The organism is Cupriavidus sp. Met-2 (genome assembly GCF_049843575.1).
GTDB classification, from domain to species: Bacteria; Pseudomonadota; Gammaproteobacteria; order Burkholderiales; family Burkholderiaceae; genus Cupriavidus; species Cupriavidus metallidurans.
The window spans coordinates 17,893-33,121 of sequence record NZ_JBBHZL010000006.1 but is presented as its reverse complement, the minus strand read 5'-3'; the positions used below and the strand labels follow the sequence as shown (position 1 = coordinate 33,121).

The window sequence follows — 15,229 nt, the reverse complement described above, 5'->3', positions numbered from 1 at the left end:
GCGGCGTATCTGCCGGTCAATCCGGCTGGAACCGACGCGCCGTGCCTTCGCGCGTGATCCGCTCCCAGATCACCTGCTTTTCCTCGTCGGAATAGAACACCCAGTTGCTGACCTCGGCGGCCGTGCGGCCGCAGCCCTGGCAGATCTCGTCGAACAAGGTCGAGCAGATGCCGATACAGGGGCTGTCCGGACGATCGCTCAACTTCGCCTGACCATCGGTTTCGACGGTGGCGCACGGGGCAAGTGACGCGGACGGGTTGACGGGCATAAAGACGGAGTGACGGCGACAGGAACGACTGGCCGCACATTATAAACGCCTGTCCGATCCGGAATTACCCCCGAGGTCATTGTGGTTGGCTGGTCACCCGTCTACGCTTGATGGGTCATGTTTCCACCGCAACTGATTACCGGGAGATTGCCGATGTCCGAGTCCGCCAATGCCGTCGACGCGCGCAATGCCGCAATGATCGAGTCGGTGCTGATCGCCTCGCCGGTGGCGCAAGCGCTGGGTATCCGGCTCGATGCGCTTGCGGCCGAGCGCGTGGAGATGCTGCTGCCATTCAGCATGAAGAACATCACTGTTGGCGATATCGTCCATGGGGGTGTCATCGCAACGCTGATTGATGTGGCCGGCGCGGCTGCGGCGTTCTCGAAGGTCGATCTGGATGTCGTCAAGACCGGGGCGACGGGTTCGCTGTCGATCCAGTATCTGGCGCCGGCGCGGGCAGCCTCACTGCGGGCCGTGGCCGAAGTGATTCGCCGTGGCAAACGGCAGGTGGCGACCGAGGTCTCGGTCTATGCGGAGGGCGATGCCGAGGCCGTGCTCGTTGCCAAGGCATTGATGAGCACGGCCCTGATCTAGTTCACACCAGGTTCACCAGGATCAGTACTTCCAGAAGATCTCTTGCAGTGCCTTCGGGTCGTTGGTCTTGGTCAGTGCCAGCGCCATCAGGATGCGAGCCTTCTGCGCGATCTGGTCGTCGGTGACGATCCAGTCGTACTTGTCGTCGGGCTGTTCGCCGTTACGGATCACGACGCCGCTGCCCGTGCGCGAGGCACGCACAATGAACACGCCCTTGGCACGGGCGGCCTTGAGCGGTTCGACCATGTAGTCGCCGACGCTACCATTGCCGGTGGCGTCGAAGATGATGGCCTTGGCGCCGCTCTTCACCGCGGCATCGATCGCGGCAGGGTTCATGTTGCCGTACGCGTAGACCACGGCCACTTCAGGCAGCTTGTCGATCTTGTCGATGTCGAACTCCGTCTGCGTCGTGTGCGGCCGGGCCGGCAGGCGGAAATACAGCGTGCGGCCTTCCACCACGTAGCCGAGCGGGCCGAACGGCGAGCGGAACGTCTCGACCTTGAACGTGTTGGTCTTCGTCACGTCACGGCCGGTCTGGATCTCGTCATTGAGCACCACCAGCGTGCCCTTGCCCTTCGAGGCGGGGTTCGACGCCACCAGCACGGCGTCGTACAGGTTCAGCGCGCCATCGGCGCCCAGTGCGGTGCCCGGGCGCATCGAGCCGACCACCACCACCGGCTTGTCGCTCTTGAGCGTCAGGTTCAGGAAGTATGCGGTTTCCTCGATCGTGTCAGTGCCGTGCGTGATCACGATGCCGTCGACGTCGGGCTGCTTGAGCAGTTCGGAGACGCGCTTGGCCAGCTTGATCAGGCGCTCGTTGTTGAAGCTCTCGGAGCCGATCTGGAAGACCTGTTCACCCTTGACGTTGGCGATCTTCGAGATCTCCGGCACGGAAGCGATGATCTTGTCGACCGGCACCACGGCGGACTGATAGGCCGCGGTATTGGTGGCGGCAACACCCGCGCCGGCGATGGTGCCGCCAGTGCCGATGATGACGATGTTGGCCTTGCGTGCTTCGGCGGTGGTGCCTGCCGGCGCATTGGCGCTGGCGGCCGGTGCGGGGCTGAGCTGGGCGTGAGCCACGCCAGTGAGCAGGCTGGCCGAAAGCAGCAGGGCGGCCAGGGGTTTGAGACGGGCAGTGCGTTGCATGATTCTCCTCATATCGGCGAACGGCGCGCGTCTTGTGGAAGCGCGAGAGCCGCAGGTTTTCGATTCATGGATTCCACTCGTCAAGCGCCGCAGGGTTTTCCAGCGGTCGTTGCCGAGAATGGAGCGTGCACTATACCGAGGCCCCGGTGTTGCGTCGACAACTGCACCAGCAGGGTCACAGCCGCATAGGTATGCCTGAAAAGACAAAGCGGCATCCTCTGCCAGAGAGGATGCCGCTTCGTTCAAGCAGCGAGGACCTTCCGTCTGTACGCGCTTAGAACGCGTCGCCCGGTATGCGAACCCAGCCTTCCATCAACACGCGTGCGCTGCGGCTCATGATGGCCTTCGTCACGGTCCATTCACCGTCGGACTGGACGGCCTGCGCGCCCACACGCAGCGTGCCGGATGGGTGGCCGAAACGCACTGCCTCGCGTTCGCCGCCGCCGGCCGCCAGGTTCACCAGCGTGCCCGGTACTGCAGCCGCCGTGCCGATGGCCACCGCAGCGGTGCCCATCATCGCATGGTGCAGCTTGCCCATCGACAGCGCACGCACCAGCAGGTCCACGTCGCCGGCATTGACGGTCTTGCCGCTCGATGCCGTGTACGTCGCCGGCTTCGCCACGAACGCCACCTTCGGCGTGTGCTGGCGACGCGCGGCTTCGTCGATGTCGCGGATCAGGCCCATGCGCTTGGCGCCATAGGCACGGATCGTCTCGAACATCGCCAGCGCCTTCGGGTCGCCGTTGATGGCTTCCTGCAGTTCCGTGCCGGTGTAGCCGATGGCCTCCGCATTGACGAAGATCGTCGGAATGCCGGCATTGATCATCGTGGCCTTGAGCGTGCCGACGCCGGGCACTTCGAGGTCATCGACGAGGTTACCGGTCGGGAACATCGCGCCGCCACCGTCATCGCCTTCCTCGGCGGCCGGGTCCATGAACTCGAGCTGGACTTCGGCCGCGGGGAACGTGACGCCGTCGAGCTCGAAGTCGCCCGTTTCCTGCACCGCGCCGTTGGTGATCGGCACGTGCGAGATGATGGTCTTGCCGATGTTCGCTTGCCAGATCCGGACCGTCACGGTGCCATTCTCGGGAATGCGCGCCGCGTCGATGAAGCCGTTGCTGATCGCGTACGGACCGACCGCCGCCGACAGGTTGCCGCAGTTGCCGCTCCAGTCTACGAACGGCTGGTCGATCGACACCTGCCCGAACAAATAGTCGACGTCGTGGTCCGGGCGGGTGCTCTTCGAGATCAGCACGGTCTTGCTGGTACTCGAGGTGGCCGCGCCCATGCCGTCGATCTGCTTGCCGTACGGATCGGGGCTGCCGATCACGCGCATCAGCAGCGCGTCGCGCGCCTTGCCCGGGACCCGCGCAGCCTCTGGCAGGTCCTGCACCCGGAAGAACACGCCCTTGCTGGTACCGCCACGCATGTAGGTGGCGGGAATCCTGATTTGGGGTACATGTGCCATTCGTCAGTCTCCCGTCAGGCCGCCGCGCGCGAGGACTCGAGGAAGTCCTGCGCAAAGCGCTGCAGCACGCCGCCTGCTTCGTAGATCGAAACTTCCTCGTCGCTGTCCAGGCGGCACAGCACCGGTACTTCCACGCGCTCGCCGTTCTTGCGATGGATGACCAGCGTCAGTTCCGCGCGCGGCTTGCGTGCGCCGATGATGTCGAAGGATTCCGTGCCGTCGATGCCGTACGTGGCGCGGTTCTCACCGGCTTTGAACTCCACGGGCAGTACGCCCATGCCGATCAGGTTGGTGCGGTGAATGCGCTCGAAGCCTTCGGCGACAATGGCTTCCACGCCGGCCAGACGCACGCCCTTGGCGGCCCAGTCACGTGACGAGCCCTGGCCATAGTCGGCCCCGGCGACCACGATCAGCGGCTGCTTGCGGTTCATGTACGTCTCGATCGCTTCCCACATGCGCACGACCTTGCCTTCCGGCTCGATCCGCGTCAGCGAACCCTTCTTGACCGCACCTTCGACCACGGCCATCTCGTTGATCAGCGTCGGGTTGGCGAATGTGGCGCGTTGCGCGGTCAGGTGGTCGCCGCGGTGCGTTGCGTACGAGTTGAAGTCTTCTTCCGGCAGGCCCATCTTGGCCAGATACTCGCCGGCTGCGCTGTTCAGCAGGATCGCGTTCGACGGCGAGAGGTGATCGGTGGTGATGTTGTCACCGAGCACCGCCAGCGGACGCATGCCGCGCAGCGTGCGCTCGCCGGCCAGCGCGCCTTCCCAGTACGGCGGGCGGCGGATGTACGTGCTTTGCGGGCGCCAGTCGTAGAGCGGGCTGATCGACGTGTCGTTTTCCGCTTGCAGCGCGAACATCGGCTCGTAGACCTTGCGGAACTGCTCGGGCTTCACGCTCTGCTTGACGATGAGGTCGATCTCTTCGTCGGTCGGCCAGATGTCCTTCAGGTACACCGGCTTGCCGTCGGCATCGGTGCCCAGCGCGTCGCGTTCGATGTCAAAGCGGATCGTGCCGGCGATGGCGTAGGCCACCACCAGCGGCGGCGATGCCAGGAAGGCCTGTTTCGCGTACGGGTGGATACGGCCATCGAAGTTGCGGTTGCCGGAGAGCACGGCCGTGGAGTAGAGGTCACGGTCGATGATTTCCTGCTGGATCTTCGGATCGAGCGCGCCGGACATGCCGTTGCAGGTCGTGCAGGCGAACGCCACGATGCCGAAGCCGAGCTTTTCCAGGTCGGGCAGCAGGTTGGCTTCTTCCAGATAAAGCTCCACTGCCTTCGATCCCGGTGCCAGCGACGACTTGACCCAAGGCTTGCGCGTCAGGCCGCGTGCGTTGGCGTTGCGCGCCAGCAGGGCGGCGGCAATCACGTTGCGCGGGTTGCTGGTGTTCGTGCAGCTGGTGATGGCGGCGATGATCACGGCGCCGTCGGGCATCTGGCCCGGCACTTCTTCCCACTTGCCGGCGATGCCGCGGGCAGCCAGGTCGGAGGTCGGCAGACGCTTGTGCGGGTTCGACGGGCCGGCCATGTTGCGCACGACCGTGGACAGGTCGAAGTGGAGCACGCGCTCGTACTCGGCCTTCGTCAGCGCGTCGGCCCACAGGCCGGCGGTCTTGGCGTAGGTTTCCACGAGCTGGACCTGTGCCTCGTCGCGGCCGGTCAGTCGCAGGTATTCGGTGGTCTGGTTGTCGATGAAGAACATGGCGGCGGTGGCGCCGTACTCGGGGGCCATGTTCGAGATCGTCGCGCGGTCGCCGAGCGTCAGCGACGAAGCGCCTTCGCCACGGAATTCCAGGTACGCGCCGACCACCTTTTCCTTGCGCAGGAATTCGGTCAGGGCCAGCACGATGTCGGTGGCGGTGATGCCAGGCTGGCGACGTCCGGTCAGCTCCACGCCGACGATGTCCGGCAGGCGCATCCACGAGGCGCGGCCGAGCATCACGTTTTCGGCTTCCAGGCCGCCCACGCCAATCGCGATCACGCCGAGCGCGTCGACGTGCGGCGTGTGGCTGTCGGTGCCGACGCAGGTGTCGGGGTAGGCTACGCCGTGGTCGGCGTGGATCACGGGCGACATCTTCTCCAGATTGATCTGGTGCATGATGCCGTTGCCCGGCGGGATCACGTCGACGTTGCGGAACGCCTTCTTGGTCCAGTTGATGAAATCGAAGCGGTCTTCGTTACGGCGATCCTCGATGGCGCGGTTCTTCGTGAACGCATCGGGGTCGAAACCACCGCATTCAACGGCCAGCGAGTGGTCGACGATCAGTTGCACCGGCACCACCGGATTGACCTTGGCGGGGTCGCCGCCCTGATCGGCGATGGCGTCGCGCAGGCCGGCCAGGTCCACCAGCGCGGTCTGGCCCAGGATGTCGTGGCAGACCACGCGGGCCGGGAACCACGGGAAATCGAGCTCACGCTTGCGTTCGATCAGTTGCTTGAGCGATGCGGTCAGCGTGGCGGGGTCGCAGCGGCGCACGAGGTTCTCGGCCAGCACGCGCGACGTGTAGGGCAGCTTGTCATAGGCGCCCGGGGAGATGGCTTCGACCGCGGCACGCGCATCGAAGTAGTCGAGCTTGGTGCCGGGTAGCGGCTTGCGGAATGCAGTGTTCATGGCGTCGTGTGAGGACTGTTTCGCGCCGGCCGGCGCGCCCTGGGGCGCGGACGGCGGCACGTTTTTCTTGCGGATCTTGCGTGCCTGGGTATCGAATCAGGCGCGTTTTTCGATCGGCACGAACTTCAGGTTTTCCGGGCCGGTGTAGTTGGCGGTCGGGCGGATGATCTTGTTGTCGACCCGTTGCTCGATCACGTGCGCGGCCCAGCCCGAGGTACGGGCGATCACGAACAGCGGCGTGAACATCGCGGTCGGCACACCCATCATGTGGTAGCTCACCGCGCTGAACCAGTCCAGGTTCGGGAACATCTTCTTGGCGTCGGCCATTACCGTTTCCAGGCGCTCGGCGATGTTGAACATCTTCATTGAACCGGCGTCCTTCGACAGTTTGCGCGCCACTTCCTTGATCACCACGTTACGCGGGTCGGAGATCGTGTACACGGGGTGACCGAAACCGATCACCACTTCCTTGTTCTCCACGCGGCGACGGATGTCGGCCTCTGCCTCGTCCGGCGTGTCGTAGCGCTTCTGGATCTCGAAGGCCACTTCGTTGGCGCCGCCGTGCTTCGGACCACGCAGCGCGCCGATGCCGCCGCAGATGGCCGAGTACATGTCGGAGCCCGTGCCAGCCACCACGCGGCAGGCGAACGTCGAGGCGTTGAACTCGTGCTCTGCATACAGGATCAGCGAAGTCTGCATCGCGCGTTCCCACAGCTTCGACGGGGCTTCGCCGTGCAGCAGGTGCAGGAAGTGGGCGGCGATCGAGTCGTCATCGGTTTCCACTTCGATGCGGCGGCCGTTGTGGCTGTAGTGGTACCAGTACAGCAGCATCGAGCCGAGGCTGGCCATCAGGCGGTCGGCGATGTCACGCGCGCCCGGGGTGTTGTGGTCGTCCTTTTCCGGCAGCACGGTGCCCAGCACCGACACGCCAGTGCGCATCACGTCCATCGGGTGGGCGCTGGCCGGCACCCATTCCAGGGCGGCCTTCACGTTGGCGGGCAGGCCGCGCAGTGCCTTCAGCTTGACCTTGTAGGCGGCCAGTTCGGACTTGGTCGGCAGCTTGCCGTGGACCAGAAGGTGAGCGATTTCCTCGAATTCGCAGGTGTCGGCGATATCGAGGATGTCGTAGCCACGATAGTGCAGGTCATTGCCGCTGCGTCCCACGGTGCACAGTGCGGTATTGCCGGCGGCGATACCTGACAGGGCAACGGACTTCTTGGGCTTCGGGGTGGCCAGCGGTTGGGCTTCGGACATTTGGGTCTCCTGGTTAAGCTTGGTGTGTTTGCGTGCGGTCATGGCGGTGGGTGCTGGATCAGCGGCCCTTGCCTTGTGCGAAGAGCGCGTCGAGCTTCTGCTCGAAGTCATGGTAGCCGATGCGATCGTACAGTTCGGCGCGCGTCTGCATCGTGTCGACCACGTTCTTCTGGGTGCCCTCGCGGCGGATCGCCTGGAAGACATTCTCGGCCGCCTTGTTCATGGCGCGGAACGCCGACAGCGGGTAGAGCGCCATGGCAACGCCGGCGTTGCGCAGTTCATCCAGCGTGTAGTACGGCGTGGCGCCGAATTCGGTCAGGTTGGCCAGCACGGGTACCTTCACGGCATCGACGAACTTGCGGTACATGTCCATGTCGGTCATCGCCTCGGGGAAGATGGCGTCGGCGCCGGCTTCCACGCAGGCCACGGCGCGTTCGATCGCGCTGTCGAGGCCTTCGACGGCCAGCGCGTCGGTGCGGGCCATGATGACGAAGTTCTCGTCCGTACGTGCATCGACGGCGGCACGGATGCGATCGACCATTTCACCCTTGGTGACGATTTCCTTGTTCGGACGGTGGCCGCAGCGCTTGGCACCGACCTGGTCTTCGATATGCATGGCGGCTGCGCCGAACTTGATCAGCGAGCGCGTGGTGCGGGCCACGTTGAATGCCGAGGCGCCGAAGCCGGTGTCGACGTCGACCAGCAGCGGCGTGTCGCACACGTCGGTGATGCGGCGGATGTCGGTCAGCACGTCGTCCAGGTTCGAGATGCCCAGGTCAGGCAGACCCAGCGAGCCAGCGGCCACGCCGCCGCCCGACAGGTAGATCGCGCGGTAACCGGCCCGCTTGGCCAGCAGCGCGTGATTGGCATTGATGGTGCCCGGGATCTGCAGGGGGCTTTCATCGATCAGGGCCTGGCGGAAGCGTGCGCCGGCGGAGCGGGCGAGTTCGGTGGCGGTAAAGGTCATGGCGTGAATCCGTTATTCGTGAATGCTGAAACCTGTCGGGACAGGGCGGCCCTATGGCGCAAGGGGTGTGCCAGCTGTCAAGTGATGCTTGCGGCAGGTGTCGGTCGAGCCTGCTTTTCGACAATTTCTCCTTATCGATCAGTGGTTTATCCCATGTGGGTGCAGTGCGCGGCCCATGCTGGAAAGTGGCGTCGATGGCATTCCAGTGTTCGGCTTTGAAATTCACGCATTTCAAAGTTGAAATACCGGGCTGGCCGGTGCAGAATCCAGATCGACTATACGCCCGCGTTGGAAGCTGTTCCATGACACCGTCGCACCCTACTGTTCCTCAGCCGATTCCCCTCAACCCCGCTGGCCCCGTCGCCCCTGGCGCCCGCCCGAGGATCTGGGCCATGGGCATCAGCCGTCTCTCTCGCGCCTTTGCCGAACTGATTCCGGCCTACGCGGGCCGGGCGGAATTCCGGATCGTTGGCCGGGCCTTCGAAGCCGCGGCCAGCGCCATCAACCGGGAGGCACGGGAGAACCGCGTCGACGTGGTGGTGGCGGGCGGATCGAACGGCGCCTACCTGCGCCAGCATGTCGACGTGCCGGTGGTGCTGGTCAAGGTGACCGGCTTCGACGTCATGAGCGCGTTAGCCACCGCCCGGCGCATTTCGCCGAAGGTGGCGCTGGTGACGCATGCCTCCACCTACGCCGAGGTCGACGAGTTTGTACGGGCCTTCTCGCTCGATATCCCGCGCTACACCTATCTGACTGAAGACGATGCGACCGCACGTGTACGGGCGCTCAAGGAGGAGGGCGTGCGCGTGGTGGTCGGCCCGGGCCTGGTGACAGACATGGCCGACAAGTACGGGCTCGTCGGCGTGTTTCTCTACTCGGGCAATGCCGTGCGGCTGGCGCTGGAGGATGCAATCGAGGCCGCGCGGTTGCGTCGTATCGAATCCACGCGACGCGAATACGTGAACACGATTCTTGCCCACCTGAACGAAGGCGTGGCTGCGGTCGACGGCGAGGGGCGGGTGCAGGCGTTCAATCCGGCGATGGAGCGATTCCTCGGCACGCCTGCCGGGGTTGCGGTAGGTCGCAAGCTATCCACGCTGGCGCCCGGACTGTCCCTCGACGGCGTGATGCAGAGCGGCGCGCGCGAGCTCGAAGCAATTCATCGGCTGGGCGACAAGATGGTGGTCGTCAACCGGATTCCGATCATGAGCGAGGCCGGCACGACAGGCGCCGTGCTGACGATCCAGGACGCCAACGCGATTCACCGAGCGGACCGCAACCTGCGCTCGCGCACGCGCGCCCGGGCGGCGGGCGTGCGTTACAGCCTGGACGACCTGGCGGGCGATTCGCCGGCGATGAGCGATCTGCGTGCGCTGGCGCGGCGCTATGCGATGGTCGATTCGACCGTTCTGGTCAGCGGCGAAAGCGGTACCGGCAAGGAAGTGCTGGCGCAGGGGATGCACGACGCGAGTCCGCGCCGCGCCTTTCCCTTCGTGGCGGTCAACTGCGCGGCCTTCCCCGAGACGCTGCTCGAGTCCGAGCTGTTCGGCTACGAGGAAGGGGCGTTCACGGGCGCCCGGCGTGGCGGCAAGGCCGGCCTGTTCGAGTCGGCGCATAACGGCACGCTGTTTCTCGACGAGATCGGCGATATGCCGCCGGCGCTGCAAACGCGCCTGCTGCGTGTGCTGCAGGAGAAACAGGTGCTGCCAATCGGCGCGATCGAGGCCGTGCCGGTCAATGTGCGCGTGATCGCCGCCACGCACCGCGACCTGGCCGCGCTCGTGCGCGATGGGGCATTCCGCCAGGATCTCTACTACCGCCTGAACATCCTCCGCATCGAGATGCCGCCTTTGCGCGACCGCGCGGGAGACCTGCCCGTGCTGGCGGAACTGCTCTACCGGCGTGCGCAGGAACGGCTCGGCATGTCGGATGGGGAACCGCTACCCGCGATCGTGCGGGCACGCCTGGCGCGTTACGTGTGGCCGGGGAATATTCGCGAACTCGAAAACGTGACCGAGCGGATTGCAGTGCTTGTGGCCGGCGCGAACCTGACACCTGTGGCGCTGCAGCGGGAGTTGCAGGCGGCGGTGCCGGAACTGTTTTCTGGTGATCACGGGACGGCCATCGAAATGTCCGACGGCGTGCCCGCGCAATCGCTGGCAGGGGTGGCCAAGGCAAGCCAGGCCGAGCATATCCGCCGTGTGCTGGCCGATTGCGGCGGTAACCGCGCGGCGGCCTGCGCGCAGCTAGGCATCAGTCCGACAACACTTTGGAGACGGTTGCGCGAGGAGTGATCGATATCCGGCCCTTCATGAAGTCCGTTATTTCGCAATTAACGGCCAGAATTATTCGCCACCAATAATTTGGGCTAAAAGTCCAAGGCCTTGAAAGACCAATAGAAAGACTACAGGAAAGACCGAAAGGGACTGGCTTACGCGTCAGACATCGTCTGCAAGTCGCACCCCAGTGAACTGCCAGCGCTGGTGCGGATAGAAGAAGTTGCGGTAGCTCGCGCGGATATGGGATTCGGCGGTGACGCAGGAACCGCCGCGCAGCACCATCTGGCTGCTCATGAACTTGCCGTTGTACTCGCCCACGGCCCCCTCGCGTGGCCGGAAGCGGGGATAGGGCAGGAAGGCGCTGCCTGTCCACTCCCAAACGTCGCCGAACATCTGACGCAGGGAGCCGGCCGTGTTCTGGCGATCGGGCAAGGGACGTAACGCGCGGCCTTCCGCGAAATTGCCGGTGGCGGGCAGATTGTGCGCCGCGTGCTCCCATTCAGCCTCGGTCGGCAGGCGGCGCTCCGCCCAGCGCGCGAACGCGTCGGCCTCGAAGAAACTCACGTGCGTGACCGGGCTGTCCGGATCGACGGGCTGCATTCCGCGCAACGTCATCTGCCACCAAGTGCCATCGCGCTCTTCCCAGTACAGGGGGGCTTCGATCTGGTTGTCGCAGACCCAGCGCCAGCCGTCGGAGAGCCACAGGCCGGTCGACTGATAGCCGCCATCCTCGATGAATTCAAACCACTGGTGGTTGCTGACCGGGTGCGAGCACAGCAGGTATGGATGCAGCAGTACCTGATGGCGCGGGCCTTCGCAATCGAATGCGAAACCGTCTCCGCTGTGGCCGATCGTCACCACGCCGCCCGGAAAGGCGATCCACTCTGGCGCAGGGCGCGGGTCGGCGATAACCGGGGACGGCAGCGTCGGCGCATAGGCCGGGCGCAGTGGATTTTGCGCGAACAGATGCAGGATATCGGTCAGCAGGAGTTCCTGATGCTGCTGCTCGTGATGCAGGCCAAGCGTGATCAACGCCGCTTCGTCGTCGGTCTGGGCCCGCATTAGTAGCGATTCCATCGCTTCATCGACGGCTTCGCGATACGCCAGTACCTCGTCGAGCGACGGCCGTGTCAACAGCCCGCGGCGCGGGCGCGGGTGGCGCGCGCCGACAGCTTCATAGTACGAATTGAACAGATAGCGATACTGCGGATCGACTGGCTCGTAATCGGGCAGCCGGGCGCCAAGCACGAACTCCTCGAAGAACCAGGTGGTATGGGCAAGATGCCACTTCGCTGGGCTGGCGTCGTCCATGGATTGCACGGTTGCGTCAGCATCTGACAGGTCCGCCACCATCGCTTCCGTAGCGCTGCGCACATGACGGTACTGGCTGAGCAGGGCGGGTTCTTGCGGTGGATGACTGGCGGCGGCAGGCAGCAGGGCTGAGGTCATGCAGACTCCTGGAAGGCGCGGCAAATGTCGAACAATCATAGACCCATCCGCATGTCGGGGCGAGCGGTAAGGCCATCGGAGTTTGACTTGGGAGGGCGTTTGCGAGGCCCACAAAAAAACAGGTGCCTGCGGGAGGCACCTGTCTTAAGGATCGCCGGCACCGGGGGAGGGCGCCGGGAACTACACGGAGAGGGAGATACTGTCAGGCTCAGGCAGCGGCGCGCAGCGCGGCGTCGTTGAGTGCGGCAATCTGCGAACGGGCGGTCGTGAGACCGGCTTCGCGCGCGTCGGGGCCCATGGCCAGACCGTGAGCGCGGACGATGCTGATGTCGGTGATACCGAGGAAGCGCAACACCGCATCGATGGTGACTTCGTGCAGGTCCAGCGTGTTGGCGTCCTGACGCACGCCGCCTCGCGACGACACCACGATCACGCGCTTGCCGACTGCCAGGCCTTCAGGGCCGTTGGCGGTGTAGCGGAAGGTGCGGCCGGCTTGCGCGATGCGGTCAATCCAGGCCTTGAGCTGGCTCGGGATGCTGAAGTTGTACTGCGGCACGCCAATCACCAGCACATCGGCAGCCATGAATTCGGCCAGGAACGTTTCGGTGCGCTCGAGTTCGGCTTGCTGCACGGCGTTCAGGCCGTCCTTCGGGCCACCCAGCACCGGCAGCAGGTGGTTGCCGAGGTGGGCGGGGGCTTCCTTGTCCAGGTCGCGCACGGTCACCTTGGCGCCGGGGTTCTTGGCAACGAGGTCGGCCACAATGCTGGCGGTCAGGGAACGCGATACGGAGTTGTCGCCCAGTACGCTCGAATCGATTTGCAGGATGTTCATGTCTGGCTCCACTTGGGAATTCGGTTTGGATGGCTGAAAGATAGAGGTTCCCCATTGGTGCCGGTAGTGAGGCAAAATGCAAATGATTGTTCTATCGCTGCAACGGTATGCGCCTCGCCGCCTACGTGCCGTTGCCGCCTTGAAGGAGCCCGCCATGCAGGATCTCAATGATTTGTCGCTGTTCGCCCAAGTGGTGCAGCACGGCAGCTTTTCAGCGGCAAGCCGGGCCACCGGCGTGCCGAAATCGCGACTTTCCCGCCGGATTGCACAGCTTGAAAAGGAATTGGGTGTGCAATTGCTTCGCCGGACCACACGACAAGTGCGTGTTACGCCGCTTGGTGAGGCCTACTATGCCCGCTGCCGAGAGATGCTCGATGCGGCGGAGGCCGCCCGCGAAGTGATCGAACATGCTCGCGACCAGCCGGGAGGCTTTCTCCGAATCAGTTGCCCGGTCGGTATCGCACAGGTGCTGCTGGCACCTTCGATCGGTCATTTCATGCGGGCCAACCCCGGCATCCAGCTTGAAGTCGAAGCCACCAACCGTCGCGTCGACGTGATCGCGGAGGGATTCGACCTCGCCCTGCGCGTGCGAAACGTGCTGGAGGATTCAAGCCTGGCCGTGCGTACGTTCGGCAAGAGCGAGTTGCGGCTGGTGGCCAGCCCGGCACTGCTCGACAGCATTGGCCGGCCGCGCACGCCGCAGGCGCTGGAAGGGATGCCCGGCGTCAATCAGAAGCCTCATGATGGCAAGCATGTGTGGCCGCTCGTCAGCAAGACCGGCGAGCAGGTCCATGTGAGCTACGACCCTAAGCTCATCTCCGATGAGTTCGCGCTGCTGCGGGAAGCGGCAGTTGCCGGCGTCGGCGTGGCACTGCTGCCGAGCATGTACTGTCGCGATGAAGTCGAGCGCGGGGAGCTTGAAGTACTGCTGCCGCAGTGGGACTTGCCGATGGGGGTGCTGCACGCGGTCTTTCCGTCGCGGCAGAGTGTAACGCCTGCACTGCGCCGCTTTCTCGACTATCTGGGCGAAGTGTTGCCCGAATGCGCGCGCAAGATGGGGATGATTCCGAACGTCAGCCTGGGAATGCACGTGGCGCCACCGACCGAGCCAGCGCAGCGCGCCAGCGGCAAGGCGAAGGAGTTGGAGGCGCCCTGACCGCCCTGACCGTCCTGACAGGCCAGGCAGCGGGCAACCGGCACGGTGCTGCGCCTTTACCTTCACGCCAGCACGACCTAATGTAGGGAGTACAGGTCACATGCGTTCCATGTGATCCCGCATTGCCAAATGCAAGGAGCTGTCGAAATGAGTCACTCGCAAGGATCGCAGGATCTTGGCAAGGCCGTACTTCGTATCGTGCTGGGGGTGCTGATTCTGTTGCACGGTATCTCGAAGATCATGGCTGGCCCGGGTTTCGTGGTGAAGGTGGTCACCGACGCCGGCCTGCCGGTGGAGCTGTCCTATCTGGTCTACGTGGGCGAGGTGCTGGCCCCCATCCTCCTGATCGTTGGCCTGTGGACCCGGGCGGCGGCGTTGATCGTCGTCGTCAACATGCTCTTCGCGTTTGGGCTCGTCCACACCAAACAACTCATGGAGATGGCGCCAACCGGTGGCTGGGCGCTGGAGTTGCAGGGGATGTATCTGGCGGGCGCGCTCGCCGTGGCCCTGCTCGGTGCCGGACGTCTGAGCTTCGGCGGTATCGATGGCAGGTGGAACTGACGGAGGCACCGCGATGCTGAGTCTTGGTGGAATTCGTCGTGCCGCGCCCTGGATGGTGGTGCTGGTGTCGCTGGCAGGCTGCGCGACTGGCCCTGATATTCGCGCCGACTACAACCATGCGAACGACTTCTCGAAGTACCGGACGTTTGGGTTCGTGGCGCATCCTGGCACGGACCGCAGCGGGTACGAGAGCCTGACTACGCAATACCTGAAGACGGCGGTCGAGCGGGAGATGTCCGCGCGCGGCTATCGGTATGCGGCTCATCTGCCCGACTTGCTGGTCAACTTCAACGCGCAGTTGCGCGAGAAAGTCGTCAGCAACCCGGCCCCGATGCCGCCGCCCGGATACGCCGGCTACTACGCGTATCGCGGCGGTCTCTATGCGCCATGGCCCGGTTACGGGTTCTACAGCGATACCTACACCTACACCGAGGGCACGCTGAATATCGATATCGTCGATGCGCAGAGGAACCAGCTTGTCTGGGAGGGCGTGGCGCAGGGCGATGCCAGCGACGTGGACCCGCAGACCCGCCAGCAGGCTATCGACAAGGTCGTGACGCAGATTTTCCTCAAGTACCCGTTCCGCGCGGCGCAGTAACGCGTCGCTACGCGGCGCGGCGCAGCGCACCTTCATCCCTGC

The 15,229-nt window shown here is 64.6% G+C and carries 13 protein-coding genes; 5 read left to right on the top strand and 8 right to left on the bottom strand.

Annotated elements, in window-relative coordinates:
* Nucleotides 1-16 precede the first annotated feature (16 nt).
* Entirely contained in the window at nucleotides 17-268 is a 252-nt protein-coding gene (locus WD006_RS14720) for a DUF1289 domain-containing protein (protein ID WP_035832812.1), read from the bottom strand.
* A 153-nt stretch (nucleotides 269-421) separates the two neighbouring features.
* Between WD006_RS14720 and WD006_RS14715 the strand changes: the two genes are divergently transcribed.
* Nucleotides 422-862 carry a PaaI family thioesterase gene (locus WD006_RS14715; RefSeq protein WP_029307982.1) on the top strand — a complete coding sequence of 147 codons (441 nt, stop codon included), beginning with the start codon at nucleotides 422-424 and terminating at the stop codon, nucleotides 860-862.
* Nucleotides 863-883: 21 nt separating this feature from the next.
* Here the strand turns inward: WD006_RS14715 and WD006_RS14710 are convergent, their stop codons facing one another.
* The 5 genes from WD006_RS14710 to prpB all read right to left on the bottom strand — a co-directional run bounded on the left by WD006_RS14710 (nucleotide 884) and on the right by prpB (nucleotide 8,312).
* A complete protein-coding gene (locus WD006_RS14710) occupies nucleotides 884-2,011 on the bottom strand; it encodes an asparaginase (RefSeq protein ID WP_029307981.1) in 1,128 nt (375 codons plus the stop codon).
* A 274-nt stretch (nucleotides 2,012-2,285) separates the two neighbouring features.
* The gene (gene prpF / locus WD006_RS14705) at nucleotides 2,286-3,479 is read right to left on the bottom strand and encodes a 2-methylaconitate cis-trans isomerase PrpF (protein WP_029307980.1); all 1,194 of its coding nucleotides are present in this window, start codon (nucleotides 3,477-3,479) and stop codon (nucleotides 2,286-2,288) included.
* A 14-nt stretch (nucleotides 3,480-3,493) separates the two neighbouring features.
* Complete coding sequence (acnD, locus tag WD006_RS14700) at nucleotides 3,494-6,091, bottom strand: Fe/S-dependent 2-methylisocitrate dehydratase AcnD (RefSeq protein ID WP_029307979.1); 2,598 nt, start codon at nucleotides 6,089-6,091, stop codon at nucleotides 3,494-3,496.
* A gap of 96 nt (nucleotides 6,092-6,187) precedes the next feature.
* Complete coding sequence (prpC, locus tag WD006_RS14695; RefSeq protein WP_011516321.1) at nucleotides 6,188-7,345, bottom strand: bifunctional 2-methylcitrate synthase/citrate synthase; 1,158 nt, start codon at nucleotides 7,343-7,345, stop codon at nucleotides 6,188-6,190.
* A gap of 58 nt (nucleotides 7,346-7,403) precedes the next feature.
* Nucleotides 7,404-8,312 carry a methylisocitrate lyase gene (prpB, locus tag WD006_RS14690; protein WP_011516322.1) on the bottom strand — a complete coding sequence of 303 codons (909 nt, stop codon included), beginning with the start codon at nucleotides 8,310-8,312 and terminating at the stop codon, nucleotides 7,404-7,406.
* Between the two features lie 302 nt (nucleotides 8,313-8,614).
* Between prpB and prpR the strand changes: the two genes are divergently transcribed.
* Nucleotides 8,615-10,606 carry a propionate catabolism operon regulatory protein PrpR gene (gene prpR, locus WD006_RS14685; RefSeq protein WP_080711416.1) on the top strand — a complete coding sequence of 664 codons (1,992 nt, stop codon included), beginning with the start codon at nucleotides 8,615-8,617 and terminating at the stop codon, nucleotides 10,604-10,606.
* A 144-nt stretch (nucleotides 10,607-10,750) separates the two neighbouring features.
* Here the strand turns inward: prpR and egtB are convergent, their stop codons facing one another.
* Both egtB and WD006_RS14675 read right to left on the bottom strand, forming a co-directional pair.
* The gene (egtB, locus tag WD006_RS14680) at nucleotides 10,751-12,040 is read right to left on the bottom strand and encodes an ergothioneine biosynthesis protein EgtB (protein WP_011516324.1); all 1,290 of its coding nucleotides are present in this window, start codon (nucleotides 12,038-12,040) and stop codon (nucleotides 10,751-10,753) included.
* A gap of 208 nt (nucleotides 12,041-12,248) precedes the next feature.
* Nucleotides 12,249-12,872 (bottom strand): FMN-dependent NADH-azoreductase, encoded by a 624-nt coding sequence (locus WD006_RS14675; RefSeq protein WP_008649655.1) that lies wholly within the window; start codon nucleotides 12,870-12,872, stop codon nucleotides 12,249-12,251.
* A gap of 154 nt (nucleotides 12,873-13,026) precedes the next feature.
* On the opposite strand from WD006_RS14675, the gene WD006_RS14670 reads away from it, so the two are divergent.
* The 3 genes from WD006_RS14670 to WD006_RS14660 all read left to right on the top strand — a co-directional run bounded on the left by WD006_RS14670 (nucleotide 13,027) and on the right by WD006_RS14660 (nucleotide 15,187).
* Nucleotides 13,027-14,028 carry a LysR substrate-binding domain-containing protein gene (locus WD006_RS14670; RefSeq protein ID WP_029307978.1) on the top strand — a complete coding sequence of 334 codons (1,002 nt, stop codon included), beginning with the start codon at nucleotides 13,027-13,029 and terminating at the stop codon, nucleotides 14,026-14,028.
* Nucleotides 14,029-14,175: 147 nt separating this feature from the next.
* On the top strand, nucleotides 14,176-14,589 hold the full coding sequence (locus WD006_RS14665) for a DoxX family protein (RefSeq protein WP_008649650.1): 414 nt from the start codon (nucleotides 14,176-14,178) through the stop codon (nucleotides 14,587-14,589).
* 13 nt (nucleotides 14,590-14,602) lie between these two features.
* On the top strand, nucleotides 14,603-15,187 hold the full coding sequence (locus tag WD006_RS14660; RefSeq protein ID WP_011516325.1) for a DUF4136 domain-containing protein: 585 nt from the start codon (nucleotides 14,603-14,605) through the stop codon (nucleotides 15,185-15,187).
* The last annotated feature ends 42 nt before the right edge of the window (nucleotides 15,188-15,229 follow it).

What these genes read in the sequence shown, in the direction of transcription:
- WD006_RS14715 (WP_029307982.1), top strand. Translation starts at nt 422, where the DNA reads ATGTCCGAGTCCGCCAATGCCGTCGACGCGCGCAATGCCGCAATGATC.
- prpB (WP_011516322.1), bottom strand. Translation starts at nt 8,312, where the DNA reads ATGACCTTTACCGCCACCGAACTCGCCCGCTCCGCCGGCGCACGCTTC.
- WD006_RS14720 (WP_035832812.1), bottom strand. Translation starts at nt 268, where the DNA reads ATGCCCGTCAACCCGTCCGCGTCACTTGCCCCGTGCGCCACCGTCGAA.
- prpR (WP_080711416.1), top strand. Translation starts at nt 8,615, where the DNA reads ATGACACCGTCGCACCCTACTGTTCCTCAGCCGATTCCCCTCAACCCC.
- WD006_RS14660 (WP_011516325.1), top strand. Translation starts at nt 14,603, where the DNA reads ATGCTGAGTCTTGGTGGAATTCGTCGTGCCGCGCCCTGGATGGTGGTG.
- WD006_RS14710 (WP_029307981.1), bottom strand. Translation starts at nt 2,011, where the DNA reads ATGCAACGCACTGCCCGTCTCAAACCCCTGGCCGCCCTGCTGCTTTCG.
- prpF (WP_029307980.1), bottom strand. Translation starts at nt 3,479, where the DNA reads ATGGCACATGTACCCCAAATCAGGATTCCCGCCACCTACATGCGTGGC.
- WD006_RS14665 (WP_008649650.1), top strand. Translation starts at nt 14,176, where the DNA reads ATGAGTCACTCGCAAGGATCGCAGGATCTTGGCAAGGCCGTACTTCGT.
- WD006_RS14675 (WP_008649655.1), bottom strand. Translation starts at nt 12,872, where the DNA reads ATGAACATCCTGCAAATCGATTCGAGCGTACTGGGCGACAACTCCGTA.
- acnD (WP_029307979.1), bottom strand. Translation starts at nt 6,091, where the DNA reads ATGAACACTGCATTCCGCAAGCCGCTACCCGGCACCAAGCTCGACTAC.
- prpC (WP_011516321.1), bottom strand. Translation starts at nt 7,345, where the DNA reads ATGTCCGAAGCCCAACCGCTGGCCACCCCGAAGCCCAAGAAGTCCGTT.
- WD006_RS14670 (WP_029307978.1), top strand. Translation starts at nt 13,027, where the DNA reads ATGCAGGATCTCAATGATTTGTCGCTGTTCGCCCAAGTGGTGCAGCAC.
- egtB (WP_011516324.1), bottom strand. Translation starts at nt 12,040, where the DNA reads ATGACCTCAGCCCTGCTGCCTGCCGCCGCCAGTCATCCACCGCAAGAA.